23 protein-coding genes are annotated in these 25658 nt (G+C 64.3%); 15 read left to right on the forward strand and 8 right to left on the reverse strand.

The genetic code is table 11. The features are described 5' to 3' along the window. Window positions 1–42: 42 nt before the first annotated feature. Window positions 43–1251: an exo-beta-N-acetylmuramidase NamZ family protein gene (locus tag JI59_RS03750; protein ID WP_007015285.1), complete on the reverse strand. Its 1209-nt coding sequence runs from the start codon at window positions 1249–1251 to the stop codon at window positions 43–45. After that, entirely contained in the window at window positions 1248–1787 is a 540-nt protein-coding gene (locus tag JI59_RS03755; protein ID WP_038575471.1) for a DOMON-like domain-containing protein, read from the reverse strand. The genes JI59_RS03750 and JI59_RS03755 overlap by 4 nt, the downstream gene beginning before the upstream one ends. Before the next feature lie 180 nt (window positions 1788–1967). On the opposite strand from JI59_RS03755, the gene tyrS reads away from it, so the two are divergent. The 6 genes from tyrS (at window position 1968) to JI59_RS03785 (ending at window position 8940) form a co-directional block, all read left to right on the forward strand. Then, window positions 1968–3197, forward strand: a complete 1230-nt coding sequence (gene tyrS / locus JI59_RS03760) for a tyrosine--tRNA ligase (protein WP_007015286.1) — start codon at window positions 1968–1970, stop codon at window positions 3195–3197. Window positions 3198–3304: 107 nt separating this feature from the next. Then, window positions 3305–3643: a pilus assembly protein PilZ gene (locus JI59_RS03765; RefSeq protein WP_038575473.1), complete on the forward strand. Its 339-nt coding sequence runs from the start codon at window positions 3305–3307 to the stop codon at window positions 3641–3643. Window positions 3644–3868: 225 nt separating this feature from the next. Beyond that, entirely contained in the window at window positions 3869–5995 is a 2127-nt protein-coding gene (locus JI59_RS03770) for a TonB-dependent receptor (RefSeq protein ID WP_038575474.1), read from the forward strand. A gap of 56 nt (window positions 5996–6051) precedes the next feature. Then, on the forward strand, window positions 6052–7329 hold the full coding sequence (locus tag JI59_RS03775; protein WP_038576901.1) for an MFS transporter: 1278 nt from the start codon (window positions 6052–6054) through the stop codon (window positions 7327–7329). After that, window positions 7319–8236 (forward strand): cysteine synthase A, encoded by a 918-nt coding sequence (cysK, locus tag JI59_RS03780; RefSeq protein ID WP_007015291.1) that lies wholly within the window; start codon window positions 7319–7321, stop codon window positions 8234–8236. The genes JI59_RS03775 and cysK overlap by 11 nt, the downstream gene beginning before the upstream one ends. Further along, complete coding sequence (locus JI59_RS03785) at window positions 8233–8940, forward strand: dienelactone hydrolase family protein (RefSeq protein ID WP_007015292.1); 708 nt, start codon at window positions 8233–8235, stop codon at window positions 8938–8940. The genes cysK and JI59_RS03785 overlap by 4 nt, the downstream gene beginning before the upstream one ends. A 54-nt stretch (window positions 8941–8994) precedes the next feature. On the opposite strand, the gene hisI is transcribed toward JI59_RS03785, so the two are convergent. Then, complete coding sequence (gene hisI / locus JI59_RS03790; RefSeq protein WP_013833599.1) at window positions 8995–9372, reverse strand: phosphoribosyl-AMP cyclohydrolase; 378 nt, start codon at window positions 9370–9372, stop codon at window positions 8995–8997. Window positions 9373–9692: 320 nt separating this feature from the next. Next, window positions 9693–10433, reverse strand: a complete 741-nt coding sequence (locus tag JI59_RS03795) for a ComF family protein (RefSeq protein ID WP_007015294.1) — start codon at window positions 10431–10433, stop codon at window positions 9693–9695. Between the two features lie 73 nt (window positions 10434–10506). On the opposite strand from JI59_RS03795, the gene JI59_RS03800 reads away from it, so the two are divergent. Then, the gene (locus tag JI59_RS03800; protein WP_038575476.1) at window positions 10507–11265 is read left to right on the forward strand and encodes a class I SAM-dependent methyltransferase; all 759 of its coding nucleotides are present in this window, start codon (window positions 10507–10509) and stop codon (window positions 11263–11265) included. A 24-nt stretch (window positions 11266–11289) separates the two neighbouring features. Here the strand turns inward: JI59_RS03800 and ppdK are convergent, their stop codons facing one another. From ppdK to JI59_RS03815, 3 genes are all read right to left on the reverse strand, one after another. Then, complete coding sequence (ppdK, locus tag JI59_RS03805; protein WP_007015296.1) at window positions 11290–13953, reverse strand: pyruvate, phosphate dikinase; 2664 nt, start codon at window positions 13951–13953, stop codon at window positions 11290–11292. A 62-nt stretch (window positions 13954–14015) separates the two neighbouring features. Then, complete coding sequence (gene glyS / locus JI59_RS03810) at window positions 14016–16334, reverse strand: glycine--tRNA ligase subunit beta (protein WP_007015297.1); 2319 nt, start codon at window positions 16332–16334, stop codon at window positions 14016–14018. After that, window positions 16331–17236 (reverse strand): glycine--tRNA ligase subunit alpha, encoded by a 906-nt coding sequence (locus JI59_RS03815; RefSeq protein ID WP_007015300.1) that lies wholly within the window; start codon window positions 17234–17236, stop codon window positions 16331–16333. The genes glyS and JI59_RS03815 overlap by 4 nt, the downstream gene beginning before the upstream one ends. Before the next feature lie 171 nt (window positions 17237–17407). On the opposite strand from JI59_RS03815, the gene JI59_RS03820 reads away from it, so the two are divergent. The 6 genes from JI59_RS03820 (at window position 17408) to JI59_RS03845 (ending at window position 21954) form a co-directional block, all read left to right on the forward strand. Beyond that, window positions 17408–18385, forward strand: a complete 978-nt coding sequence (locus JI59_RS03820; RefSeq protein WP_038575478.1) for a TraB/GumN family protein — start codon at window positions 17408–17410, stop codon at window positions 18383–18385. 6 nt (window positions 18386–18391) lie between these two features. Continuing rightward, on the forward strand, window positions 18392–19243 hold the full coding sequence (locus tag JI59_RS03825) for a TraB/GumN family protein (RefSeq protein ID WP_007015299.1): 852 nt from the start codon (window positions 18392–18394) through the stop codon (window positions 19241–19243). 156 nt (window positions 19244–19399) lie between these two features. After that, on the forward strand, window positions 19400–20029 hold the full coding sequence (locus tag JI59_RS03830; protein WP_038576904.1) for a 50S ribosomal protein L25/general stress protein Ctc: 630 nt from the start codon (window positions 19400–19402) through the stop codon (window positions 20027–20029). 101 nt (window positions 20030–20130) lie between these two features. After that, window positions 20131–20700, forward strand: a complete 570-nt coding sequence (gene pth / locus JI59_RS03835; RefSeq protein ID WP_007015302.1) for an aminoacyl-tRNA hydrolase — start codon at window positions 20131–20133, stop codon at window positions 20698–20700. Window positions 20701–20943: 243 nt separating this feature from the next. Beyond that, complete coding sequence (locus tag JI59_RS03840) at window positions 20944–21213, forward strand: PEP-CTERM sorting domain-containing protein (protein WP_007015303.1); 270 nt, start codon at window positions 20944–20946, stop codon at window positions 21211–21213. Between the two features lie 27 nt (window positions 21214–21240). Then, complete coding sequence (locus JI59_RS03845) at window positions 21241–21954, forward strand: cistern family PEP-CTERM protein (protein WP_138921539.1); 714 nt, start codon at window positions 21241–21243, stop codon at window positions 21952–21954. Window positions 21955–22042: 88 nt separating this feature from the next. On the opposite strand, the gene JI59_RS03850 is transcribed toward JI59_RS03845, so the two are convergent. Continuing rightward, window positions 22043–23569 carry a tetratricopeptide repeat protein gene (locus JI59_RS03850; protein WP_007015305.1) on the reverse strand — a complete coding sequence of 509 codons (1527 nt, stop codon included), beginning with the start codon at window positions 23567–23569 and terminating at the stop codon, window positions 22043–22045. A gap of 98 nt (window positions 23570–23667) precedes the next feature. On the opposite strand from JI59_RS03850, the gene ychF reads away from it, so the two are divergent. Further along, a complete protein-coding gene (ychF, locus tag JI59_RS03855; protein ID WP_007015306.1) occupies window positions 23668–24768 on the forward strand; it encodes a redox-regulated ATPase YchF in 1101 nt (366 codons plus the stop codon). Between the two features lie 78 nt (window positions 24769–24846). Then, window positions 24847–25653, forward strand: a complete 807-nt coding sequence (locus JI59_RS03860; protein ID WP_007015307.1) for a DUF1206 domain-containing protein — start codon at window positions 24847–24849, stop codon at window positions 25651–25653. Window positions 25654–25658: the final 5 nt, after the last annotated feature.

The raw sequence follows: 25658 nt of genomic DNA on the forward strand, positions 1-25658 counted from the left end.
GTGAGGGGGAAGGTACGCCCCTGAGGGGGTGAGGCAACCCGGTTATCCCCCGTAAAGCAGCAGGCTTCGCGTGGTTTCCAGCCATGCCGCCTCGTCGCGCCCTGCCAGGGCGTCGAGGTCGCCGGGTTGCGAACCTGCATCATCCACCCATTCGCGCAGCGCCGGGCCGCCGTTGATCACATCGATGGCAAGCCGGTCGAATTCGTATTCGTACGGGAAGTCGCGCCAGAGCGGATAGTCTGGGTAGAGGTTGCGGATCGCCTTGAACGCCAGCGCCTGCAGGCGCCAGGGGCGGAACGCGTGGTGATCGTAGAACCCGCCCTCGGCATGGATCATAAGCGCGCTGCACAGCTTGCCGTGGTGCTTGTGGAAGGTCGGTTCGAACCAGCACTCACGAAGGGCGCAGCCGCCGAGCCAGTGGGGCGCCACCCGTTCCATTTCGGCAAGGACCGCCTTGGCATCCACGTCAGGCGCGCCGAACAGCACTTCGAGCGGGCGCGTCGTACCGCGGCCTTCCGAAAGCGTCGTGCCTTCGAGCATGACCGTGCCGGCATAGGCCCGGGCCATGTTGAGGTTGGCCGCGTTGGGACTGGGATTGATCCAGATCCGACTGTCCGGCCACCCGAACCCCGAAGCCTGCGACGGCGCCCAGCCTTCCATCGCGATGACCCGGTAATCGACGTCCAGCCCGAACTGGCGAACGAACCAGTGCCCCATTTCGCCCAGGGTCAGACCGTGGCGCATCGGCATGGGCCCGGCGCCGACGAAACTTTCCTGGCCTGCCAGCAGGGTGGTGCCCTCAACCGGACGGCCAGCGGGATTGGGACGGTCCAGAACCCACACGCTCTTGCCCTGCGCCGCCGCGGCCTCAAGCATGTAGAGCAGCGTCGTCACGAACGTGTAGATGCGGCAGCCCAGGTCCTGCAGGTCGAACAGGAAGACATCGGCCGTGTCCATCATTGCCGCGCTGGGGCGGCGCACTTCACCGTAGAGGCTGAACACCGGTATATCGTAAAGCGGATCGCGCTCGTCCGCGGTCTCGACCATATTGTCCTGCTTGTCGCCCTTGAGGCCGTGCTGCGGGCCGAAGGCGGCCGTCAGGGCTATGTCGGGACAGGCCGCCAGCGCGTCCAGCGAATGGACGAGACGATCGGTGACCGAGGCCGGGTGAGCGATAAGCGCGACGCGGCGGCCGGCCAGCGGCTTGCGCAGTTCAGGGTCCGCCAGCAGGCGGTCAATACCGAATTTCATGCCACGCTCGGTGCCGCAACCTCGAACGTGAAGCAAGCCGGATCGTGGAAGTCCGGCGCAGCCGGGTTGGCATGGGACAGGGCCCAAAGGGATTTGATGCCACCTTCTTCCTCTAGGACGGCGGTGATACCGCAACGCCAGGGGCGCGCCGGCAGCCCGGCCGCCGGAATTGCCGCATCGAAGATGGCCATGTCCGTGCCCTTGCGCATGGTGCATTCCGGCTCGCGCGGCATCGGCCGCTCCGCCATGCCTTCGCGACGCCCTTCGAAATCGTAGGCGTTCCAGCGTTCCGACGGCGAGAGGTTCAGCTCGACATAGGCCTTGTCGCCGGGCGTCTGCAGGAACAGCTCGAAACAGGTCGTGTTCCACAGCCCATCGTCCCTCCCCTTGCCCGCGAAAGGCGGAACGACAAGCCTTGCCGCACCGAGGATTTTCCAGCGAACCCGGACCCATTCGTGATCGAAGCCGATGAAGCGCGTCTCCACGCTTCGGATATGGGCGGGCGGATGAGCGGGATGATATGTAAGGTCTGTCATGGTCGCTTTGACTAGGGCCGAACTCCCGGCAAATTGCAATCGGCTTCGCCACCGATCCCGAGTTTCCAGCGATCATGCGCCTTGGCGGTGCGACATGTGCGCCTGTGTGCTTTGTTTCAGGCTCGCCGCGTGCTAGGCGCCCCGCTCCAAACAAGAGACATCCATCCAGACAGCAAGGCCATGACCTACAACTCTTCCCTGCTCCGCCTGCTCGACGAGCGCGGCTACATCCACCAGATGACCGACGCCGAGGGCCTCGATGCCCTTGCCTCCAAGCAGGTCGTGCCGGGCTATGTAGGCTTCGACGCGACGGCATCCTCGCTCCATGTCGGCAACCTTGTCTCGATCATGCTGCTGCGCCGCCTGCAGCAGGCCGGCCACAAGCCAGTCGTCCTCATGGGCGGCGGCACCACGCGCATCGGCGATCCGACCGGCAAGGACGAAGTGCGCAAGATGCTCTCGGATGAAGCCATCGAAGCGAACATCGCCTCGATCCGTACGGCCTTCGAACGCTTCCTTACTTTCGGCGACGGCCCGACCGACGCGGTCATGGTCAACAATCACGACTGGCTGGGCCAGATCGGCTACATCGAGATGCTGCAGAAGGTCGGCACGCATTTCACCGTCAACCGCATGCTCAGCTTCGATTCGGTCAAGCTTCGCCTCGAGCGTGAACAGCCGATGACGTTCCTCGAATTCAACTACATGATCCTGCAGGGCTATGACTTCCGGCACCTGAGCGACACGATGGGCGTGCGCCTGCAGATGGGCGGATCGGACCAGTGGGGCAACATCGTCAATGGCGTGGAACTGGCACGGCGCATGGACGGCAAGGAGGTCTTCGGATTGACGACCCCGCTCATCACCAAGGCCGATGGCTCGAAGATGGGCAAGTCGGTCTCGGGCGCGGTCTGGCTCAACGAGGACGCCCTCTCCTCTTACGATTACTGGCAGTTCTGGCGCAATTGCGACGACCGCGACGTCGGCAAGTTCCTGCGCCTGTTCACCGACCTGCCGCTTGACGAGATTGCCCGACTGGAAGCGCTCGAAGGCGGCGCGATCAACGATGCCAAGGTAATTCTCGCAAACGAGGCGACCAGGCTGTGCCGCGGCGAAGAGGCTGCCAGGGCCGCCGAAGCGACCGCCGCGCAGACTTTCGCAGGCGGCGGCCTGGGCGAAGACCTTCCGACGGTCGAAGTGAGCGCCGAAGGAATCCGGCTCGGCGCGGCCTGCACGGCGCTGGGATTCACCGCCTCCAACGGCGAGGCCAAGCGCAAGATCGGCGAAGGTGCGGTCAAGCTGGACGATGCCCTCATGGACGATCCTGGAATGCTCATCACGGTCCCTGCCGGAGAGACGCGCAAGCTCAGCCTGGGCAAGAAAAAGCACGGTATCCTTAAAGGCGCGTAAATCCTGACATCGCGCTGTAGACCCGGCAAAATCTTGCCGGGTTTACGGATTGTTTGCCAATTGCATGCATCATGTCTGCCTCGACAACGACATGAGGCAAATCGACGATGAGTGCCGGAGCACAGCTCAGCGTAACAGACAAGCGCCGCGCGGCACGACATCCGGTGGACCATTCGGTCATCGGCGAACATCGCCAGTTGGGCGACGTTCATCTGCATATCGTCAATGTCTCGGCCCAAGGCTTCATGGCCGATGGCGACCTCGCTCTTGAACGCGGTGAACGCGTCGTCATTCGCCTGCCTGTAATCGGTCGCATCGAGGCGCACCTGATCTGGGCCCATGAGGGCCGTGCCGGTTTCCAGTTCGAGCGGATCATCCGCGTGGATGACTTCCTGAAGCTTGTCGATGCGATCCAGCCCAATCCTCGGCTGCGTCCCCGCCGCTGAATTCTTGCCGTAACGCGGTACGCGTCTCAAAGCACAATCGCTTCTGTCCCGATCCGAAGCGCATGCTGCCGATCGGGTGCTCCGCGTCGGATCCGCACATTTCGCCGCGTGGCCGCAGGTAGCTGCGTCCCAGCAGGCGGCAACTTCCTGCGCAACCCGCCAATTTTACGGCTTCGACCGCAATCCTTCATTGATATAGTATAACATCACAAGTAAGCGAAGAGGATGAGCAACCACTCCTCCCCCCGAATCGCCAGGCTGATTCATGCCAGCTTCCTTGCCACCGCGGCCCTTCCCGTCATCGCAGCTCCCGCCATTGCCGAAACTGCAGCTCCCCGTTCGGTCAGCCCCGCCGACGACAGTACTCACGCCAGCGAAAGCGGCCCGGATATCATTGTCACCGGTCGTGTGATTTCCGGCAATACCGATCCGATCTCCGCACCGGTCGTGCTTCAGGGCGAGACGCTCACCCGCAATCTTGCGCCGCAGATCGGACAGATGCTGGCAAGCCTTCCCGGTGTGTCCAGCAGCGGTTTCGCGCCCGGCGTATCGCGCCCGATCCTGCGCGGCTTCGACGGTCCGCGCGTCCAGGTACTGCTCGACGGGCTCGGTTCGCTCGACGCATCCTCCGTTTCGGCGGACCATGCCGTCTCGCTCGACACGCTTAACGTCGACAGGGTAGAAGTCCTCCACGGCCCGCGCGTCCTGCTTTATGCCAGCGATCCGGCTGGCGGCGCTGTCAACGCCACCGACAAGCGCATTCCCCGCAGGGTCCCGGACAAGCTCATCGCCCTCGATGCGCTGGGCTCCTACGGCACTGCAGCCGATGCAGTGAACGGCGGCATAGCGGCGGATATCCGGCTCGATCGCCGCCTTGTCGCCCACTTCGACGCATCGTACAATCACGCCAACGATCTTCGCGTAGGCGGCTACGTCCTCTCCCCGGAGCTGCGTGCGCAAACGCTGGCGCAGGCCGGCGACCTGGCGGCAGATAGCGAAGCCGACGGCGCAGCCAGCCTGACGGCGCAGGCCAACCGCAAGGGACGTATCCCCAACAGCTGGGCCAAGGGCTGGACGCTGGGATCGGGCATCGCCTTCATAGACGAGGGCGGGGACATCGGCGTCTCGGTCGAACGACTGGCCACGGACTACGGCATTCCGCCGCGTCCCTCCACCGATCCGGGAGAGACCTCCATTTCCCTGCGCCAGACCCGCGTCGACCTTCGCGCCGGGCTGAACCTTGACGGTTTCCTCAAGCGTCTCGAACTTCGCGGGGCCTATGGTGACTATGAGCACGCCGAAGTCGAGGACGGCAATATCGGCACTCAGTTCCACAGCAAGGGGCTGGAAGTACGCGCGCAGGCCGACCAGGCGCGGCGCGGCATCTGGAGCGGCAGCAGCGGCGTACAATACTCGTCCAAACGGCTCGACATCAGCGGCGACGAACTTCTCCTGCCGGACAACCAGACCGATCGCTTCGCCGTCTTCACCCTGCAGCACATCGAACTGGGTGCTTTCGACCTGGAAGGCGCACTGCGCTACGAGAACACGCGCATCCGCACCATTCCGACGAACGAGAAGCGCAACTTTTCACAATACTCGGGTGTTGCGGGCATCGCCTGGCACCCGATCGAGAACATGACCGTCTCGGTCAATTACGCGCACGGCGAACGCGCTCCGTCTGCCGAGGAGCTTTTCGTCGACGGCATGCACGATGCCACCCAGTCCTTTGAACGGGGCAATCCCGGCTTCACCGTCGAGCGCAGCGACGGCATCGAGGCGGGGGTTCGCTACAGCGGCGGCGATTTCAACGCTTCGGTCACGGCCTTCGGCACGAACTTCGCCAACTTCATCACTGCCGTCCCGACAGGCGAGATCATCGAGGATTTCCCGGTCTATCAGTACCTGCAGGCCCCTGCCCGGTTCCGCGGCGTCGAGGCCGAGGGTGAAGTGACTTTCCTGCGTTGGGGCGAGGACAATTCGCTGAAGCTGGACACCGGGGTGGACTACACTCACGCGCGCCTTGTCGATGCCGGACCGGTTACCCGCATTCCGCCGCTGCGCCTGCGCGGGGGCCTGGAGTTCGGCTCGCCCGTTCTTTCCTTGCGCGGGGAGGTCGAATGGAACGCCAAGCAGGACCGCGTTACCGAGAATGAAAACCCGACGAGCGCATTCACTCTCGTCAATGCCAGCGCCACCTGGCGGCCGTTGGGCGAGGATGGACGGGTCTCGCTGATCCTCTCGGCGGACAACCTGTTCGACGTCACCGGACGGCTCGCGGCATCGGAGACGCGCGACTTCGTTCCCATCGCCGGCAGGGACATTCGCCTGACGGCAAAATTCTCGCTTTGAGAGACATTTAAAGGAGCGGCTTGGCAAGGGACGGCGGCAGTGCCACAGGTGCCCACGTGAGTACTCCGTCGTCCCCCCTTCGCATCGCTGACTACCGCAAGTTCTGGTTCGCCCGGTTCATGGCCGTTGTCGCCACGACCGGCATGGTCGTGATCATCGGCTACCAACTCTACGATGTCGCCCGAGCCGAATATGGCATGTCGATCTCGCAGGCATCGCTGCAGCTCGGCATCCTCGGCCTCGTCCAGTTCGTCCCGCTGTTCCTGCTGACCCCGGTGGCAGGCGTGGTGGCCGACATGTTCGACCGGCGCAAGGTCGCTGCAGCGGCGATGTGCGTCGACATGTTCATCGCCGCGGGCCTTGCCGTGACAACCATGTTCGAGATTCACAGCCTGCCGCTGCTGTTCTTCTTCGCGGCCCTGCACGGCAGCGCTCGCGTCTTCGTCGGCCCCGCGATGAGCGCCATCGCGCCCAACGTCGTGCCTGCCGAGCTGATCCCGAAGGCGATTGCGCTCAATTCCATCGCCTGGCAGGCCGGCACCGTCGTCGGCCCGGCGTCCTACGGGTTTCTCTTCGCGCATGAGCGCGACCTGCCTTACTGGATCTCGCTGGTGCTCATGGTCATGGCCAGCGCCAGCATCATGCTGATCCGCACGCTGCCGCCGCCATCATCGGAAGCCCGCAATGCGCATCCCGTTCGCCAGATCGTGCGGGGGTTCCACTTCGTGTGGCACGAACGCTTTCTGCTCGGCTGCATTACGCTGGACCTCTTCGCCGTCCTCCTCGGCGGGGCTACCGCGCTGCTGCCGGTCTTTGCCCGTGACATCCTGCAAGTGGGACCGGAAGGTCTCGGCCCCATGCGTGCCGCGCCTGCCTTCGGCGCAGCCATCGTCGCGCTATTGCTGTCATTCCGGCCCTTCAACACCAATGTCGGTGTGAAGATGCTGCTTGCGGTAGGCGCCTACGGCGCGGCAACCGTGGCGTTCGGTCTCTCGTGGAACTACTGGCTGTCGCTGGGCTTTCTGGCCGTGCTGGGTGCGGCGGACATGATCTCGGTCTTCATTCGCAATTCGCTGATCCAGCTCAACACGCCCGACGAGATGCGGGGCCGCGTCTCGGCCATTTCCGGCGTCGCCGTTTCCGCTTCCAATGAGCTGGGCGAAATGCAGTCCGGCGTGGCTGCCGCGCTGCTCGGCGCCAGTGGGGCTGTTGTTTTCGGCGGCGGCGCTGCCATAGTCATTACCGCAATCTGGGCATGGATCTTCCCCGAGATCCGCAATGCCCGCACATTCGAGCCACAATATCGCCAGAGGGAGCATGAGCATGAAGGCTGACAGCATTCTCGCCACTATCGGCAATACGCCGCATATCCGGCTCTCGCGCCTGTTCCCGGACCATGAAGTCTGGGTGAAGGCGGAGCGCGCAAATCCCGGAGGATCGATCAAGGACCGCATCGGCCTTGCAATGATCGAGGCTGCAGAGGCCGACGGCAGTCTCAAGCCGGGTGGGACCATCATCGAGCCGACTTCGGGCAACACCGGCATCGGCCTGGCCATGGTTGCCGCGGTCAAGGGCTACAAGCTGGTCCTCGTCATGCCCGAATCGATGTCGATCGAACGCCGCCGGCTGATGCTGGCCTATGGCGCCACTTTCGATCTCACGCCCAAGGAAAAGGGCATGAAAGGCGCGATCGAACGCGCGAAGGAGCTGGTCGAGAGCACGCCGGGCGCGTGGATGCCCCAGCAGTTCGACAACCCGGCCAACGTCGACGTCCATGTCCGCACGACGGCCCAGGAAATCCTGGCCGACTTCGCCGACACCCCCGTCGACATACTCATCACCGGCGTAGGCACCGGCGGCCACCTCACCGGCTGCGCCGAAACGCTCAAGGCCAAGTGGCCCGACATGAAGGCCTATGCAGTCGAACCGACCCTTTCGCCGGTCATTTCCGGTGGACAGCCCGGCCCGCACCCGATCCAGGGCATCGGCGCGGGCTTCATCCCGTCGAACCTGCACACCCAGTCGATCGATGGCGCGATCCAGGTCGATCCTGCCGACGCCAAGGACATGGCGCGCCGCTGCGCCACGACCGAGGGTATGCTGGTGGGCATCAGTTCGGGGGCGACGCTGGCCGCGATCGCCCAGAAGCTGAAGGACCTTCCTGCCGGCAGCCGTGTGCTCGGCTTCAATTACGACACAGGCGAGCGATACCTGTCTGTTCCGGAGTTTCTTCCCGAATGAGTGACCTGCAATCCGTCTCCTACTCGCACGCCGGCGTCAATCTCACCGGGTGGCTTGCCCGCCCAAAGGGGACGCCGCGCGCTGCGGTGCTCGTCTTCCCGACGATCGCCAACCACAATGAAGGCACGGCCCATCGCGCGCAGATGCTCGCAGAACTGGGCTATCTGGCCATCGTTGCCGACTTTTACGGCGAACCGGTCGCGAGCTTCGAGGCCTCGTTTCCGCTCGCCAAGGCGCTGCGCGAAGACAATGCCTATTACCGCGCGCGCTGCGCCGCCGCGATCTCTGCGCTGCGCGGTCTTCCCGAAGCCCGCGGCCTGACCGTGTTCGCCATCGGTTATTGCATGGGGGGCCAGGCTGCGCTTGAAACCGCCCGTGACGGACAGGACCTCGCGGCCGTCGTCAGCTTTCACGGCACACTGGGAGCGAGCGTCCCCACCGCGCCGGGCGCGATCAAGGCACGTATTCTGGTGTGCCACGGCGATGCCGACCCGATGGTTCCGCGCGATCAGGTCATGGGCTTCTGGGAAGAAATGGATGCGGCCGGCGCCAACTGGCACTTCCATGCCTACAGCGGCGTCAAGCACGGCTTTACCGAGCCGGCGAGCGATTCCCGGGGCATGGACGCGCTGGGCTACGATGCCAGCGCCGATCGCCAGAGCTGGGCCGCGATGGTCAACCTCTTCGACGAGATCCTTGGCTGACGAGATCTTCCGGGAAGGGCCGTAACAGGATCGGCCCTTCCCGGAAAACCGGTATCATTCGGCAATGCGGCGCAGTTCGTCGCCTTCCAGTTGGCGGTAGAAGCAGCTGCGCGCGCCCGTATGGCAAGCCGGGCCCTCCGGCTTGACCACCAGCATGAGCGCATCCTGATCGCAATCGACCCGCATTTCCTGCACCCGCAGGAAGTGTCCGGAAGTCTCTCCCTTGAGCCAAAGCTTGCCGCGTGAGCGCGAATGGAAGTGCGCAAGGCCCGTTTCGCGGGTCTTGGCCAGCGCTTCCTCGTCCATGTACGCAACCATGAGTATCTCGCGGCTGACCGAGTCGACGGCAATGGCAATCAGCAGTCCATGCGCATCGAACTTCGGCAGGAAAGCGGTTCCCAGTTCGCGTTCGGCGCTTGAGACGTCTGACATGCGGTAGATTTCCTTTTCGACCTGTTCAACGCAGTGAATGTTGCACGATAACCACAGATGATGGTCAAAATCCACGTATTGCCGGAAATGCACTTTCCAAGATCGGCGTTTCGTAGGAATTTGAGATCCGCATCTGGGGGGCTGCTTCTGACCCAAAGGTCGCTGACAGACAAGCGCCACGGTTCAGGGAACCAAGTTGAGGGATCGGACCAAGCGGCGTGCAGGGGCGCCGCTGAACCGGATAACGGGGTCCACGAGTTTCGTCACGAGGGCGCCCGGAGCTGACCGCTCCGGGCGTTTTCGTATGGTCCCGCTGCTGGTCAGGTCAAGTCCAGCGCTTCATCCAGGACCCGCGCGAAGCAGGCGATCACCACTTTTCCGGCTCCGGCGCGCTTGAGCGTGGAGACGCAGGCATCACTTGTCGCCCCGCTGGTCATGACGTCGTCAACCAGAACGATCTTCGCCCCCTTCACCACAGCTTTGCGGCGCGGGTTCAAGCCAATCGCACCTGTCAGCACACGTTTGCGGGCGCTGCGGCCCAGGCCGCCAAGCGAAGGCGTCGCCTTTCTGCGCTCCAGCAGATCCACGCAATGGCTTGCTTTCGTCGCTTTGCCTATCTCGCGCGCCAGCTCTGCCGATTGGTTGTAACCGCGCTTCCACAATCGCCAGCGATGCAGCGGCACGGGCGCGATCAGCCAGCTATCGTCCATGAACGGCAGTTTCGGCAGCATCAATCCGGCCATCATCGGCGCAAGCGAGATGCGATTGCCATGCTTGAGCGACAGCACCAACTTGCGCGAGACATCGTTGTAGAGCGTGGCCGCAGCGATCCCGTCATGGCGCGGGGGCTCGGCAAGGCACGGCGCGCAGACAGAGCCCTCACCCACGCCATCGGCGAACGGTCGCGAACAGGTGGCGCAGGAGGGTTCGCCGGGAATCGCAAGCTCGGACCAGCACCGTGAACACAGGCCCGTCTGCGCAGCAATGCCCTCGCCGCAGAGCGGGCAGCGTGGTGGAAAGACCAAATCGACCAGCGGCGCGAGAGCTTGGGAAAGCGGCATCGGCTCATGCTAACCGATCGGTCCGGCGCGACAACCGGTTGCGTGCAGGCCGAACACGCGGCAGGGGGCGCAGATGGCTAACAAAGGTCCCCCCCGCATTTTCTCCCCGGCCCGGCGCCGCATGGCCCGCCGCCGCATGCTCGCTCTGCAGAACCGGCCCGATGCACCGCGTTACCTGATCGAGGACATGGTCGAAGACGTCATCGAGCGGCTCGACTTCCTGCGCTTCGAACCGGCGAGCGCCCTCGTCATCGGGGACTGGACGGGCGAGCTAGCCCGAAACCTTGCAGCACGCGGGGTCAAGGTCACCGCGGTTGAGCCGGCCGAGGGCTTCGAAGAAGAACAGCCATTCCCCTTCGACGGCTTCGACCTGATCGCGAGCCTCGGCACGCTCGACACCCTCAACGACCTGCCCGGCGCCCTCATCCACATCCGCAAGGCGCTGGCGCCCGGCGGCATGATGATTGCGAGTTTCCTTTCGGCGGGCTGCCTGCCGACCTTGCGGGACGTAATGCTTTCGGCAGACGGCGATCAGCCGGCGGCGCGCATGCACCCCGCCGTCGATGTGCGATCGGGGGGACAACTGCTCCAACGTACGCTTTTCGCCGATCCGGTCATCGACCAGCGCCCGCTCCGGGTATCGTTCCGCAGCCTTGACAGGCTCGTAGGCGATCTGCGGGCGCAAGGCTGCGGCAATGTCCTGGCCGATCACGCTCCGGCGCTCGGCAAGCAGGCACTGGAAAGGGCGCGAGAGGCTTTCGCCGCCGCCGGCGAGGACGGGCGCACGGTCGAAAAGTTCGAAATCCTGACGTTATCGGGCTGGAAGCGCTGACTTCCAGCCCGATAACGTGACAGATCAGGCCAGCGCCGCCTGCGCTGCGGCCAGTCGCGCGATCGGCACGCGATAGGGTGAAGCGCTGACGTAATCGAGGCCGGTCTTCTCGCAGAACGCGATCGAGGCCGGGTCACCGCCGTGTTCGCCGCAAATGCCGAGCTTGAGATCGGCGCGCGTGGCACGTCCGCGCTCGGCGCCCATGGTCACGAGCTGGCCGACGCCCTCGATGTCGAGGCTGACGAACGGATCGCGCGGATAGATGCCCTTTTCAACGTAGGGGCTGAGGAAACGCGCGGCATCGTCGCGGCTGACGCCCAGCGTCGTCTGCGTGAGGTCGTTGGTGCCGAACGAGAAGAACTTGGCCTCCTCGGCGATCTCGGCGGCCATCAGCGCTGCGCGCGGCAGTTCGATCATGGTGCCGACCATGTAGTCGAGCGTGCGCCCCTTCTCGGCGAAGACCTTGGCGGCAGTATCGTCGACGACCTTCTTGAGGATCTGCAGCTCGCGCCTGGTGGCGACGAGCGGGATCATCACTTCGGGCACAGGCGCATCGCCCGAGGCATCGGCGACGTCGCAGGCAGCCTCGAAGATGGCGCGGGCCTGCATCTCGTAGATCTCGGGGAAGGTGATGCCGAGACGGCAACCACGGTGGCCGAGCATCGGGTTGAACTCGTGCAGTTCATCGGCCCGGCGCTTGAGCGTCGCCACGCCGATGCCGATGGCCTCGGACAGCTCGGCGAATTCCTCTTCGCCGTGCGGCAGGAACTCGTGGAGCGGCGGGTCGAGCAGGCGGATGGTGACCGGAAGACCGGCCATCACATCGAAGATCGCGTGGAAGTCGGCGCGCTGTTCGGGCAGCAGCTTTTCCAGCGCGGCGCGGCGACCGGCTTCGTCTTCGGCCAGGATCATCTGGCGCACGGACGAAATGCGTTCGGCATCGAAGAACATGTGCTCGGTGCGGCAAAGGCCGATGCCCTCGGCGCCGAACTGGCGGGCCATCTTGCAGTCGGCCGGGGTCTCGGCATTGGTGCGCACCTTCATGCGGCGGTGCTTGTCGGCCCACTCCATCAGGGTAGCGAAGTCGCCCGCAAGTTCGGGTTCGATAGTCGGCACTTCGCCGGCCATGATGTCGCCGCTGGCGCCGTCGAGCGTCAGGATGTCGCCTTCCTTCAGCTCACGGTTGCCCATGCGCAGGGTGCGGGTCTTCATGTCGATCGACAGGCCCGAAGCGCCAGAGACGCAGGGACGGCCCATGCCGCGCGCGACGACCGCCGCGTGGCTGGTCATGCCGCCGCGTGCGGTGAGGATGCCCTTGGCCGCGTGCATGCCGTGAATGTCCTCAGGCGAGGTCTCGACACGCACGAGGATGACCGCCTCGCCCATTTCCGCGCGCTTCTCGGCCGTATCGGCATCGAGGACGATCGAACCCGAAGCGGCGCCCGGCGAGGCGGGGAGGCCCCTGCCCAGCAGGTCGCGGGGAGCCTTGGGATCGAGCGTGGGGTGCAGCAGCTGGTCGAGCGCCATCGGATCGACGCGCTTGATCGCGGTCGGCTCGTCGATCAGGCCCTCGCCGACCATGTCGACCGCCATCTTCAGCGCAGCCTTGGCAGTGCGCTTGCCCGAACGCGTCTGGAGCATCCACAGCTTGCCGCGCTCGACGGTGAACTCGATGTCCTGCATGTCGCGGTAGTGCTTTTCGAGCAGCTCGAAGACCGCGGCGAGCTCGCCGTAGGCTTCGGGCATCGCCTCTTCCATCGACAGCGGCTTGGCCCCGGCGCGCTCACGGGCGGCCTTGGTCAGGTACTGCGGTGTGCGGATGCCGGCGACGACGTCCTCACCCTGCGCATTGACCAGCCATTCGCCGTAGTAGGCCTTCTCGCCGGTCGCCGGGTCGCGGGTGAAGGCAACGCCGGTGGCCGACGTTTCGCCCATGTTGCCGAAGACCATGGCCTGGACGTTGACCGCCGTGCCCCAGTCGCCGGGAATGTCGTTGAGGCGGCGATAGACCTTGGCGCGGTCCGAATCCCAGGAATCGAACACGGCGCGGATGGCGCCCCAGAGCTGCTCGTTGACGTCCTGCGGGAAGGCGTGGCCAAGCTCGCTCTCGACGATGCCCTTGTACTGCCTGACGATGGCGCGCCAGTTGTCGGCGGTCATCTCGACGTCGTTGAGGTAGCCGTTGTCTTCCTTGGCGATCTCGAGCGCTTCTTCGAAGAGGTGATGCTCGACGCCCAGAACGACGTCGGAATACATCTGGATGAAGCGGCGGTAGCTGTCCCAGGCGAAGCGTTCGTCGCCCGAAGTGGCGGACAGGCCCTCCACCGTGTCATCGTTGAGGCCGAGGTTGAGGACCGTGTCCATCATGCCGGGCATCGACACGCGGGCGCCGGAACGGACCGAAACGAGCAGCGGATCGGCAGCCGAGCCGAAGTCCTTGCCCACCGTCTTCTCGATATGGGTCAGGGCCTCGGCAACGTCGGCGCGCAGGGCGTCGGAGAAATCGCCGCCTTCGGCCAGATACTTGACGCATTCCTCGGTCGTGATCGTGAAACCGGGAGGCACCGGCAGGCCGATGCCGGCCATTTCCGCAAGGTTCGCACCCTTGCCGCCGGTGATGACCTTGTCGCGCGAACGCGGGTCATCGTGCTTCACGCCACCACCGAAGGTATAGACCTGCCTGCTCATCTGTCCCCTGACTTTCCTGCTTTGGTTTACACAGTTTACACGGTCAAAACGGGTAAGAACGACTACCCCTCGACCTTCGAGAAATCCGCCACGTTGTGCACTGCAGCACGGAAACGATCAAGCAGCGCGAGACGTGCCGTTCTCTTGCTGGGTTCGGGATCGTTCACTGTCACCTCATCGAAGAATGCATCGATCGGCTGGCGCAAGGAGGCCAGCGCCGCCATGGCGCTTGCGAAATCTTCCGCGGCAACCGCAGCCGCCGCTTTCGGCTCGGCGTTGTCGAGCGCGTCGATCAGCGCTTTTTCCGCCTTTTCGGGTGTGTAGGAAAGCCCCTTGTGCGCCGCCTGCTCGGCAAGTTCGGCCGCATAGACAGCCTGCATGTCGGGATCGTCGACATTTTCAAGCGGGTCTTCATCGCCGGTATGCTCGATCCCGTCGTCCTGTCCGCTCCAATCCTCCTTCTTGAGGATGTTGGCCGCACGCTTGTACCCGGCGAGCAGGTTGGTGCCGTCCTCGGTCTCGACGAATGCCTGCAGGGCGTGCACGCGGGCGAGCAGGCGGACGAGATCGTCCTCGCCGCCCAGCGCAAAGACCGCGTCGATCAGGTCGTGACGGACGCCCGCTTCCTTCTGCTGGACCTTGAGACGGTCGGCGAAGAAGTCGAGAATTTCCGCAACGGTCGGCCTAATTCGACCAATAATCAGCTTCTCTTTCGCCTCATTAGACAGCACTTTATTCAGTGCCGCATTCTTCGCATCTTCAATCGCTTGTTCTGAAACAGGCAATCCAACTGCGTCCATTGCATCTATATATTCTACAATTGACTTCGCAGAATGCCGACCGAGCAACTTACCCAAGTGCGCAATTGAGACCGTGCTGGCTAATTTCAGGGGAACTCGGACGCCATTCACTTGCAAAAGTGCGATTACACCTAAAGCAGCACGACGCAATGCAAACGGATCGCGCGATCCAGTGGGGGGCATACCTTCAAAAAAGAAGCCGCTTATCGTATCGAGCTTGTCGGCCAGCGCCAGCGCCACGGTCACCGGGGCAGTCGGCACGTCGTCACCGGCACCCACGGGCTTGTAGTGATCGCGGATGGCATCGGCCACGGCGTCGGGCAGCCCCTCGGCGCGGGCATAGTATCCGCCCATGAGGCCCTGAAGCTCAGGGAATTCACCGACCATTTCGGTGACGAGGTCGGCCTTGCACAGTTCGGCCGCCTGACGCGCCTGTGCAGGATCGCACCCGGGAACGATACCTTCGCTCGCCAACCATTGCGCCAGCTTGGCGACGCGCTCGACCTTGTCGGCGACAGTGCCCAGCTTTTCGTGGAACGTAATGCGTTCCAGCTTCTTCGCGTGCTGCGACAACGGCGTCTTGCGGTCCTGCTCCCAGAAGAAGCGGGCGTCGGACAGGCGCGCGGCAAGGACCTTGCGGTTACCCGCAACGATGCCCTCACCGCCGTCGCTGGCGACGATGTTGGCCGTGCAGACGAAGGCATCGGCAAGCTGGCCGTCCTTCTCGCACACGAAGTACTTCTGGTTGACGCGCGCGGTGAGCTGGATGGTCTCGGGCGGAACCTCGAGGAAATCCTCGTCGAAACGGCCGAGCAGCGGCACCGGCCATTCGGTGAGCCCGGCATTCTCGATCACCAGGCCTTCGTCCTCGACCAGCGTCAGGCCGGCAACTTCGGCCGCTTCGCGCGCCTTGGTACGCACGAGGTCCTGGCGTTCCTCATGGTCGACGATGACGTGGCAGGCGCGCAGCTTGTCGGCGTAGTCGTTGGCGCCGCCGATGGTGATCTCGTCAGGGTGGTGGAACCGGTGGCCCTTGGTCGTATAGGCCGAGCGGATACCGCCCACCTCGCATTCGACAAGGTCTTCTCCCAGGATCGCCACGATGCCCGAGAGCGGACGCACCCAGCGCAGGGATTCGGTCGAGATCGAGGCCGCGCCCCAGCGCTGCGACTTGGGCCAGGGGAATGCACGCACGATGGCCGGAATGGCCTCGGCCAGAACCACGCTGACCGCGCGGCCCGGCTTTTCGACGACCGCAAAGTACGTGTCCTTGCCCTTGACGTCGCGGACTTCGAGCTGGTCCCTGGTCAGCCCGGTCTTGCGCAGGAAGCCTTCCAGCGCCTGCTCGGGCGCAGTGGCGGCCGGACCCTTGGTCTCTTCACGCACCGCTTCGGTAGCAAGCGGCAGGTCGCGCGCGATCAGCGCGAGGCGGCGGGGCGTCGACCAGACGGTAACTGCGCCCACGGCAACACCGGCAGCCTGCATTTCCTTGCGGAACAGCTTTTCGAGATCGGCCCGCGCACCCGCCTGCATGCGGGCAGGAATTTCCTCGGAGCGCAGTTCGAGAAGAAAGTCGGTCATACGGTCCACCCGGGGAACTTGGCTTCCCACTCGTCCTTGTTCTTTTCGATCCAGGCCTGGCACGAGCCCTTGGCGAGATCGCGCACGCGGCCGATATAGCTGGCGCGTTCCTGCACCGAGATGACGCCGCGCGCCTGCAACAGGTTGAACAGGTGCGAAGCCTCGATCGCCTGGTCGTAGGCCGCGAGCGGGATCTGCGCGTCGATGCAGCGCATGCATTCCGCCTCGGCCGCCTTGAAACCTGCGAACAGCGCATCGGTATCGGCGATCTCGAAGTTGTACTTCGACAGCTGCTGCTCATTGGCAAGGAAGACGTCGCCGTAGCTTACGCCCTCGTTGTTGAAGCGCAGATCATAGACGCGGTCGACGCCCTGGATGTACATCGCAAGGCGCTCGAGGCCATAAGTAAGCTCACCGGCGACCGGCTTGCAGTCGAACCCGCCGACCTGCTGGAAATACGTGAACTGCGTCACTTCCATGCCGTCGCACCAGACTTCCCAGCCCAGGCCCCAGGCGCCCAGCGTCGGGCTTTCCCAGTCGTCCTCGACGAAACGGATGTCGTGCGCTAGCGGATCGACGCCGATTGCCGCGAGGCTGGCAAGATAGAGTTCCTGCAGGTTCTCGGGGTTCGGCTTCAGGATGACCTGATACTGATAGTAGTGCTGCAGCCGGTTCGGGTTCTCGCCATAGCGACCGTCGGTCGGGCGGCGCGAGGGCTGCACGTAGGCGGCCTTCCACGGCTCCGGCCCGAGTGCGCGCAGCGTCGTGGCAGGGTGAAAGGTGCCCGCGCCCATGCGCATGTCGTAGGGCTGGAGGATCAGGCAGCCCTGCGCGCTCCAGAAATTATGAAGCGTCAGGATCATGTCCTGGAAGCTGAGCGGCTGTTCGGCGGCGGTTGGCATGCAGATTCCGTCAATTTCTTGGCTGCGCGGCCTTTGGCGGATCGGGAATGCCAAATCAACAGGCCATGATGTGCGAAATGCCCACCATGTGCATTGAAACACTGTTGAAGGAACTGGAAAGGCCGCTTGCGTTAATCGCACGTTTGTCCATTGTCGGTCACTGTCATGCCCATGATCATCAGCAGAACCAAAGCCCGACTGGGCATTTCCGCCTGCATTCTCACACTGTTCGGCGCGACTTCGCTGCTCGCGCGCGAAGCGCCGGCAACGCCCGGCGAAGGTTCTGCGAATGCCCCGGTCGCCGCCGCTGCGACGAGCCCGCAGGCCCCGGTCGCGGTGAAGCCGGTACCCGCGACGCCGGGCCTGTGGAAGATCGCGGACGATGACACGACGATCTACCTCTTCGGGACGATCCACATTCTGCCCGAAGCTACCGACTGGTACAGCGGCCCGGTCGCCAAGGCGTTCAATTCGTCCAAGCTGCTGGTGACCGAAGCGATCATCGATTCGCCCGCCGATCTGCAGAAAGAATTTCTCACCAAGGCCGTGCGCACCGATGGCAAGACGCTGCGCGAAGCCCTGCCGGAGAAAGAGCGCAGCGCCTATGAGAAGGCGATGACCGATCTTGGCGTACCGGTGAATGCCTTCGACCGCTTCGAACCCTGGTACGCCGCCCTGCTGCTCTCGTCGCTGCCGATGCAGAAGGCGGGATACAAGTCCGAAAACGGCGTCGAATCCCAGATCGAGGCGCTGGCGAAAGAGCACGGCCTTGCCCGCGAGGCGCTTGAGACGGCCGCGTATCAGATCGACCTGTTCGACAGCCTGCCCGCCGACGCGCAGGAGAACTATCTCGGCGAAGTGCTCGACCAGTTGCCGACCATGCGCGACGATTTGGCCAGGCTGATCGCAGCATGGAAGGCAGGCCGCGCCGAGGAACTGGCCGAGATTCTCAATGCGGGCGAGACCGACAAGCGCGTGCGGCAGGTCCTGCTGACCAACCGCAATGCGGCCTGGGCCAAGTGGCTCAAGGCCCGCCTCGATGAGCCGGGCACCGTCTTCGTGGCGGTCGGCGCGGGTCACCTTGCCGGAGAGGACAGCGTACAGGAACAGCTCGCCGCCCAGGGCGTCCCTTCGACCCGGCTGCAGTAAGCCGCCTTGCGCCCGCTGCTTGCCCTGCTTACGACGCTGGCGCTGCTGGCCTGTTCGCCCCAGCCACAGAAGGCCGATCCTGCCCTGTGGAAGGTCGAAGGCTCCTCGGGCGAGACGGCGTGGCTCTTCGGGACGATCCATAGCGCCGAGAGGCCGCTGGCGTGGCGCACGCCTGCCGTGGGCCGCGCGCTCGATACTGCCGACACGGTCATGGTCGAAGTTGCCAACCTTGCCGACGAAGCCGACGTTGCCGCCACTTTTGCCCGCCTTGCCAGAAGCGAAGGCCAGCCTCCGCTCTCCAGCAGGATTGCGGCCCCGCAGCGCCCTGCCCTTGCCGCCCTGCTCAAGTCCACCGGCTATGGCGACGGCGATTTCGCGGCGATGGACACCTGGGCGGCTGCCCTTACCCTGGCGCGCAGCGGCGCGGACGACGATGCGGCGCGCAACGGGGTGGATCGCGCGGTGATCGCCGCGGCCGGGGAACGACCGGTGGTGGAGCTGGAAGGCGCGAAAGAACAGCTCGGCCTTTTCGACACCTTGCCGGAGAGCGAACAGCGCGACCTGCTCGCCGCCGTGGTCAAGGAAGCCGCAAGTTCGGACACCGACCTTGCCGATAGCTGGCGCAAGGGCGACATGGCCGCAATCGAGAAGGAAACGCGAAAGGGCCTTCTTGCGGACCCGGAGCTGCGCGAAGTGCTGTTCACCGGACGCAACCGGCGCTGGACCGGCCGGATCGTCGAGGCCATGAAGGCCGGGAACATGCCTTTCGTAGCGGTAGGCGCGGCCCATATGGCCGGACCGCAGGGACTGCCCGCGATGCTGGCCGCGCGCGGATACACCGTAACCCGGGTCGAATAGCCGCCGGAAAACCGCGATACGGCTTGCAAATGCGCCCCTTTACGGATAAGGGGCCGCCCTCCTGTCATGGTCATCCCTGGAGGCGTGACGGGACGGCGCGGGTCGATGGTCGATCCGATTGCCGCGATCTATCCAGTTTTCGAAAGGCAAGTCCTCATGAGCGATACGCTTAACCTGCCGGCCGAGACGCGTGAACGGGCTGGCAAGGGAGCCTCCCGTGCCCTGCGTCGCGATGGCCGTGTCCCTGCCGTTGTCTATGGTGGCAATGAAGAACCTCTGGCCATCCACGTCGAGGCTAAGGAGCTGGTTCGTCAGCTCGGCACCGGTCACTTCTTCAACTCGATCGTCGAAGTTGAAGTCGGCGGCAAGAAGCTGCGCACCCTGCCCAAGGACGTTGCCTTCCACCCGGTCTCCGACCGTCCGCTCCACGTTGACTTCCTGCGCCTTGCCAAGGGCGCGAGCGTCCACGTCAACGTGCCGGTTTCGTTCGTCAACGAAGAAAAGGCCCCGGGCCTCAAGCGCGGCGGCGTTCTCAACGTCGTTCGTCACGAGCTCGAGCTGGTCTGCGCCGCCGACAAGATCCCGGAAGAGATCGCGATCGACGTCACCGGCTTCGACGTGGGCGAATCGATCCACATCAGCCACGTGAAGCTCCCGGCCGGTTCGGAAAGCGCGATCACCGACCGCGACTTCACCATCGCGACGATCGTTGCGCCCTCGGCTCTGAAGAGCGAAGAAGGCGACACGACCAAGACCGAAGGCGAGGCGGAAGCCGAAGCCGAGTAATCCACGGATTACCGGGCCTCTCCCGCGCCGCGAATTCGCGATGCGCGGGAGAGGCCTTTTTCGTTTCCGCCGTGTGCATTTCCGCTGTCGGGAGTTAGACGATGCAGCTTTGGGTCGGCCTCGGGAACCCCGGACCGCAATATGCCATGCAGCGGCACAACGTCGGCTTCATGGCCGTCGACACGATCGCCGACGTCCACGGCTTCGGCCCGGTCCAGAAGAAGTTCCTGGGCTGGCTGCAGGAAGGCCGCATCGGCAGCGAAAAGATCCTCCTGCTCAAGCCCGCCACCTTCATGAACGAAAGCGGCCGCTCCGTCGGCGAGGCGATGCGCTTCTACAAGCTCGACCTGTCCGACCTTACCGTCTTTCACGATGAGCTCGACATCGCACCCTTCAAGGTCAAGGTGAAGCAAGGCGGCGGCCATGCCGGGCACAACGGCCTGCGCTCCATCGCCCAGCACCTCGGCCCCGATTTTCGCCGCGTGCGCCTTGGCATCGGCCACCCCGGCCACAAGGACCGCGTCACCGGTTATGTCCTGGGCAACTACGCCAAGGCCGAGATCGACCCGCTTTCCGACATGCTGGGCGCCGTTGCCGCAGAAGCCGACCGGCTTGCCGCGGGCGACGACACGCGCTTCATGAACGATGTCGCGCTGCGCCTGCAGGACTGACCGAGCCCCCGTTAGCTTACAGAGGCATGCCCGGCGCGGACGACCTGCCCGGCCGCCTGCCCGAACAGCCGCGTCCCTCGCGCGGCGAACTAAACACCTGAAATCGATTGATAGTGTCGAGTTAGCTTACAGGCGCGACCGCCCTTTGCGGCCATTAACTATCGAAAATCCCTGTTTTCCGTATTTGGCACGGCCATTGCTTAGTTAGGCAACAAGTCAAACTGCAATACGGGAAATCCTGACATGATCCGCAAGACCCTGCTCGCCGCAACCATCGCAGCCGGCGCCCTGCTGACCATCAGCACCCCGGCAATGGCCGGCGGTTGGAGGCACAGCCACTATTGCGGCTGCGGCCACTCCACCTGCGAATCCAGCTCTGGCGGTTCGACTTCGACCTCGGGTGGTTCCACCTCGTCGGGCGGTTCGGAAGTACCGGAACCCGGCATGGTCGGCATCCTTGGCCTCGGCCTCATTGGCATGGCCTATGCGCGCCGCCGCCGCGTCTATCGCTAAGTCCATCCTGTCGGCGGGGAATACTCGATGCCCACAATGAAGCAGACGCTTACCGGCCTGGCAGCATTGGCCAGCCTGACACTTGCCGCACCGGCCTGGGCCGACGCGATCACACTCGATTCGAATAGCATCGGAGATTCCTTCACGGTCAACTTCGACGGCTTTTCCGGCGGCACGACAATCGACGGGCTGACATCCTCGGCGACCTTCACGCTGACCGGCATCACCTCGACCGGCTACGTCTTCGACTACAGCGTCAGCAACACGACGAGCGGAGGCCTCGATTCGCGCGTTTCGAGCTTCGCTTTCGACGTCGATCCCGGCATTGTCGATGCCAGCAGCACCGGCGCCTTTTCCTACTCGGTGCTCAGCAGCAATTACCCGAACGGGATCGGCACCGTCGACGTCTGCTTCAAGGGTGGTGACAGCAATTCTTGCGCCGGCAACTCGGGCGGCGTCCTCACCGGCGACACCGGCACCGGTTCGCTGACCCTCGGCTTCGATGCAGCCCCGGAATCGATCACGCTCTCGGACTTCTTCGCGCGCTATCAGTCGATCTCTGGCGCAGGCAACATCACGTCGGCCAGCGGTTCGGGCACCATCAGCAGCAGCTCGAGCTCCTCGGGCGGTACGCCGGTCCCCGAACCCGGCACAATCGGAATTCTCGGTCTTGGACTCGCCGGTCTTGCGTTCGCACGCAGGCGCCCGCGCCGTGGCAAAGCCCATCTCGCCACGGCCTGACAGGCAGGTCCAGCCAACCTCGGTCTAGCTCCCCGAGGTGTTCCGACAAGGCTCCTTCCGCAAACCGCGGGAGGGGCCTTGTCTGCGTTCAACTCTTGCGAACCTGCGCCAGATGACCGGCAATGGTGGCGTTGTCCGGCGCCTTGCGGGCAGCCTGCTCGATAAGGGCCAGTCCGCGCTTGCGGTCCTTGCCCGTGCTGTGCAGCAACCATCCCGCCGTATCCATGACCGAGGCATTGTCCGGTGCCAGCTTGAGCGCCCTTTCCGCGAAGGTCAGGGCTTTGGCCTCAGCGCCGACTTGGCTGTAGGCGAAGGCGAGGTTGTTGAGCACGAGAACGTTGTTACCGTCGGTCTGGCGCAGGATCGTCTCGTAATCGCCAATGGCAGTCTGCCAATCCTTGTTGCGCATTGCCTTGTCCGCCGAGGCCAGCCGCGACACAATCCGGGCCCCGGCCGCTTCGCGCGCCTTTTGCACCATGGCTGCCGCATCGGACCGGCCGGCCGCCTTGTAGGCCTTGGCAAGCGATGAGAGTTCCTCGTTCGTCGCATCCGTCAGGCCGGCGAAAGGCTCGAGCGTCTCCACCGCATCGGATGCATCGCCCAGCGCAAGCTCCGCCTGGCCTAGCAGCAGGCGGACCTGCCGGTTGTCCGGCTCGCGCAGCAACTGCGAAGTCAGCCGCGCCCTCGCCTGCTCGCCCTGTCCCAGTTCGAGCAGCGCCTTGGCGTAGAGCGCATTGGCCTGCGGTTGCTGCTCAAGCACGCTCTCGCGCGGCTGCAGCTTGTCCCGAACCGAACGCCACTTGCCGGCGAGCGCATCGAGCCGGGCATCGAAGTAGGCAAGGTCGAGATCGCCAGGGTTGTCGGCCAGCGCCTTGGCGACAAGCGGCCTGACCGCCTCGTTCTTGCCCAGCGCATCGAGCACCCTGATCTTGCCGAGCAGGGCCGCGCGGCTTTCGGGATAGGCCTTGAGCCCGGCTTCGAAGACGGCGAGTGCCTTGTCGAGGTTATTGTCGGTCGCGAGCAGGTCGGCGCTGGTGAGGTAGGAATTGAGCGGGCGCGGCTTTTCCAGCGCAGCAAGAGCGGCAAGCCGCCGCGCCTCTGCCTCATTGCCGCTGTCGAGCTGGAAGCTGGCGTAGTCGGCCAGCAGGCGCCCCTTGCTTCCCGGCGCCTTCTCTCCGGCCGCGAAAGCCTGGGCAGCCTTGGCGGTATCGCCGGCCCCGATATGCGCAAGCGCCCTCACCCTGTAGGCCTGCGCCGAACCGTCGCCGTCGACTGCGGCAAGTGCCTTGTCGTAATGGCCCAGCATCAGGTCGACATTGCCCTGCAGTACCCCTGCATCGGCGGGCAGCTTGCCCAGCCTGCCCAGACGTTCGAGCATGCTGCCGGCAGACACCGGGTCCGCCAGGTCAATGTAGGTACGTGCCAGCAATTCCAGCGCCCTGGCGTTTTCCGGCGCTTCCTGGATGACACTGGCGAGATCGACGCGCGCGGCGGAATAGTTGTGCGCGGAATAAGCCTGCTCGGCCCGGGTCAGGCGCTCTTCCGGGCTTGCACCGCAACCGGCGAGGAGGAGGGCGGCGGCCAGCGGCAGGGTCAGACGGATCGCATGTTTCATGCCCGGCAGCGATAGTCGCGGGGGGTGAAGATTAGGTGAAACTGGTCAAGACCGATCCTGACCGCTATGGGCGGCGAAATTTTCATTCGGAGTAAAACATGGGTTTCCGTTGCGGGATCGTGGGCCTGCCCAATGTCGGCAAGTCGACCTTGTTCAATGCGCTCACAGAGACGCAGGCCGCTCAGGCAGCCAATTATCCCTTCTGCACCATCGAGCCCAATGTCGGCCAGGTCGGCGTGCCCGACCCGCGCCTCGACAAGCTGGCCGCGATTGCCGGTTCGGCCAAGATCATCCCGACCCAGCTTTCCTTCGTCGACATTGCCGGGCTCGTGCGCGGCGCATCAAAGGGTGAAGGCCTCGGCAACCAGTTCCTCGGCAACATCCGCGAAGTCGACGCGATCATCCATGTCCTGCGCTGTTTCGAGAACGACGACATCCAGCACGTCGACAACAAGGTCGATCCGCTGGCCGATGCCGAAACTGTCGAAACCGAACTCCTGCTTTCCGATCTCGAGAGCCTCGAGAAGCGCGTTCCTGCCGCACAAAAGCGCGCCACCGGCGGCGACAAGGAATCGAAGATTGCCGCTTCGGTTCTCGGCCAGGCGCTCGAACTGCTGCGCGAAGGCAAGCCTGCGCGCCTCACCCAGCCCAAGGACGACGAGGAAGCCCGCGTCTTCCGGCAGGCCCAATTGCTGACCGCAAAGCCCGTCCTTTACGTCTGCAACGTCGAAGAGGAATCGGCAGCCGAAGGCAACGCGTTCTCGCAGCGCGTCTTCGAGAAAGCCGCCGCCGAGAATGCCACCGCGGTCATCGTCTCTGCCGCCATCGAGGCCGAACTCGTGGGCATGGAAGTGGACGAGCGCATGGTCTTCCTCGAGGAAATGGGCCTGCACGAAACCGGCCTCGCGCGCATCATCCGCGCCGGCTACGAACTGCTCGACCTGCTCACCTTCTTCACCGTCGGCCCCAAGGAAGCGCGCGCATGGACCGTGCACAAGGGCGCCAAGGCTCCCGAGGCCGCGGGCGAGATCCACTCCGACATGCAGCGCGGCTTCATCCGCGCCGAAACCATCGCCTATGACGACTACGTCGCATGCAATGGTGAAAGCGGCGCCAAGGAATCCGGAAAACTGCGCCAGGAAGGCAAGGAATACGTCGTGCATGACGGCGACGTAATGCACTTCAAGTTCAACGTCTGAGCACGGTTCGCCCCGCAAAGGGGCACCATTGTCCATACGGTGCGTTGCTGTTGCGAGGGCGACAGGAGCGCACCGGGAATGGTCGACAAATCTGAAAAACTCGTCTGGCTGGCAAGGCTGGGCTACTTTGCGCGGGGGCTGGTCTATGCCCTGCTCGGCTATCTCGCCATATCCTCGGCGGGCTCTTCGGCCGTAAAGCAGGGCCAGGCCGGGGCGATGGAATATATCCACGAGATCCCCGGCGGCACTGCCGTCCTGTTCATCTCCGCCCTCGGCCTTATCGGCTATGCCCTTTTCCGGCTTTCGACCGCGGTACTCGACACCGAACGCCATGGTAGCGATGCGAAGGGCATTGCCGTGCGCATCGGCCACATGTGCAGCTTCGCGATCTACCTCGGCCTGTCGTGGACCGCGCTCCGCTTCGCGATGGGAAGCAAGGCCCACGCGGACAGCCGCACACAGGACATGGCCGCGACCGCCCTCACTTACGACCTTGGCAGCGTGGCCCTTGGAGTGGTCGGCGTTGGCCTGGTCGCGGCGGCACTGTTCCAGATCAAGGAAGCTATTACCCTCGGCTTCATGAAACGGGTATCGGCCCGCGCGCCGGGCTACACCTGCTGGCTGGGCCGTGCCGGCTATTTCACCCGAGGTCTCGTCTTCCTTGTCATGGGCTGGTCGCTGATCCGCTCGGGCTGGCTGGAAAGCAGCCGCGAGGCGCTATCGCTCGGCGATGCCATAACCGACCTGCGCGACATTGCGCCGCTTTACCTTGCGGTGGCCGCCGGCCTGATCCTTTTCGGCGTGTTCAGCATGATCGTCGCGCGGTACCGCATCATCCCCGACCCGGGACGCCGTTTCGAGGCCGCAAAAGCCAGGTTCACCTGAAATTC

It is taken from the genome of Novosphingobium pentaromativorans US6-1 (genome assembly GCF_000767465.1).
Taxonomy (GTDB): Bacteria; Pseudomonadota; Alphaproteobacteria; order Sphingomonadales; family Sphingomonadaceae; genus Novosphingobium; species Novosphingobium pentaromativorans.

What these genes read in the sequence shown, in the direction of transcription:
- JI59_RS03750 (WP_007015285.1), bottom strand. Translation starts at nt 1,251, where the DNA reads ATGAAATTCGGTATTGACCGCCTGCTGGCGGACCCTGAACTGCGCAAG.
- JI59_RS03755 (WP_038575471.1), bottom strand. Translation starts at nt 1,787, where the DNA reads ATGACAGACCTTACATATCATCCCGCTCATCCGCCCGCCCATATCCGA.
- tyrS (WP_007015286.1), top strand. Translation starts at nt 1,968, where the DNA reads ATGACCTACAACTCTTCCCTGCTCCGCCTGCTCGACGAGCGCGGCTAC.
- JI59_RS03765 (WP_038575473.1), top strand. Translation starts at nt 3,305, where the DNA reads ATGAGTGCCGGAGCACAGCTCAGCGTAACAGACAAGCGCCGCGCGGCA.
- JI59_RS03770 (WP_038575474.1), top strand. Translation starts at nt 3,869, where the DNA reads ATGAGCAACCACTCCTCCCCCCGAATCGCCAGGCTGATTCATGCCAGC.
- cysK (WP_007015291.1), top strand. Translation starts at nt 7,319, where the DNA reads ATGAAGGCTGACAGCATTCTCGCCACTATCGGCAATACGCCGCATATC.
- JI59_RS03785 (WP_007015292.1), top strand. Translation starts at nt 8,233, where the DNA reads ATGAGTGACCTGCAATCCGTCTCCTACTCGCACGCCGGCGTCAATCTC.
- hisI (WP_013833599.1), bottom strand. Translation starts at nt 9,372, where the DNA reads ATGTCAGACGTCTCAAGCGCCGAACGCGAACTGGGAACCGCTTTCCTG.
- JI59_RS03795 (WP_007015294.1), bottom strand. Translation starts at nt 10,433, where the DNA reads ATGCCGCTTTCCCAAGCTCTCGCGCCGCTGGTCGATTTGGTCTTTCCA.
- JI59_RS03800 (WP_038575476.1), top strand. Translation starts at nt 10,507, where the DNA reads ATGGCTAACAAAGGTCCCCCCCGCATTTTCTCCCCGGCCCGGCGCCGC.
- ppdK (WP_007015296.1), bottom strand. Translation starts at nt 13,953, where the DNA reads ATGAGCAGGCAGGTCTATACCTTCGGTGGTGGCGTGAAGCACGATGAC.
- glyS (WP_007015297.1), bottom strand. Translation starts at nt 16,334, where the DNA reads ATGACCGACTTTCTTCTCGAACTGCGCTCCGAGGAAATTCCTGCCCGC.
- JI59_RS03815 (WP_007015300.1), bottom strand. Translation starts at nt 17,236, where the DNA reads ATGCCAACCGCCGCCGAACAGCCGCTCAGCTTCCAGGACATGATCCTG.
- JI59_RS03820 (WP_038575478.1), top strand. Translation starts at nt 17,408, where the DNA reads ATGATCATCAGCAGAACCAAAGCCCGACTGGGCATTTCCGCCTGCATT.
- JI59_RS03830 (WP_038576904.1), top strand. Translation starts at nt 19,400, where the DNA reads ATGAGCGATACGCTTAACCTGCCGGCCGAGACGCGTGAACGGGCTGGC.
- pth (WP_007015302.1), top strand. Translation starts at nt 20,131, where the DNA reads ATGCAGCTTTGGGTCGGCCTCGGGAACCCCGGACCGCAATATGCCATG.
- JI59_RS03840 (WP_007015303.1), top strand. Translation starts at nt 20,944, where the DNA reads ATGATCCGCAAGACCCTGCTCGCCGCAACCATCGCAGCCGGCGCCCTG.
- JI59_RS03845 (WP_138921539.1), top strand. Translation starts at nt 21,241, where the DNA reads ATGCCCACAATGAAGCAGACGCTTACCGGCCTGGCAGCATTGGCCAGC.
- JI59_RS03850 (WP_007015305.1), bottom strand. Translation starts at nt 23,569, where the DNA reads ATGAAACATGCGATCCGTCTGACCCTGCCGCTGGCCGCCGCCCTCCTC.
- ychF (WP_007015306.1), top strand. Translation starts at nt 23,668, where the DNA reads ATGGGTTTCCGTTGCGGGATCGTGGGCCTGCCCAATGTCGGCAAGTCG.
- JI59_RS03860 (WP_007015307.1), top strand. Translation starts at nt 24,847, where the DNA reads ATGGTCGACAAATCTGAAAAACTCGTCTGGCTGGCAAGGCTGGGCTAC.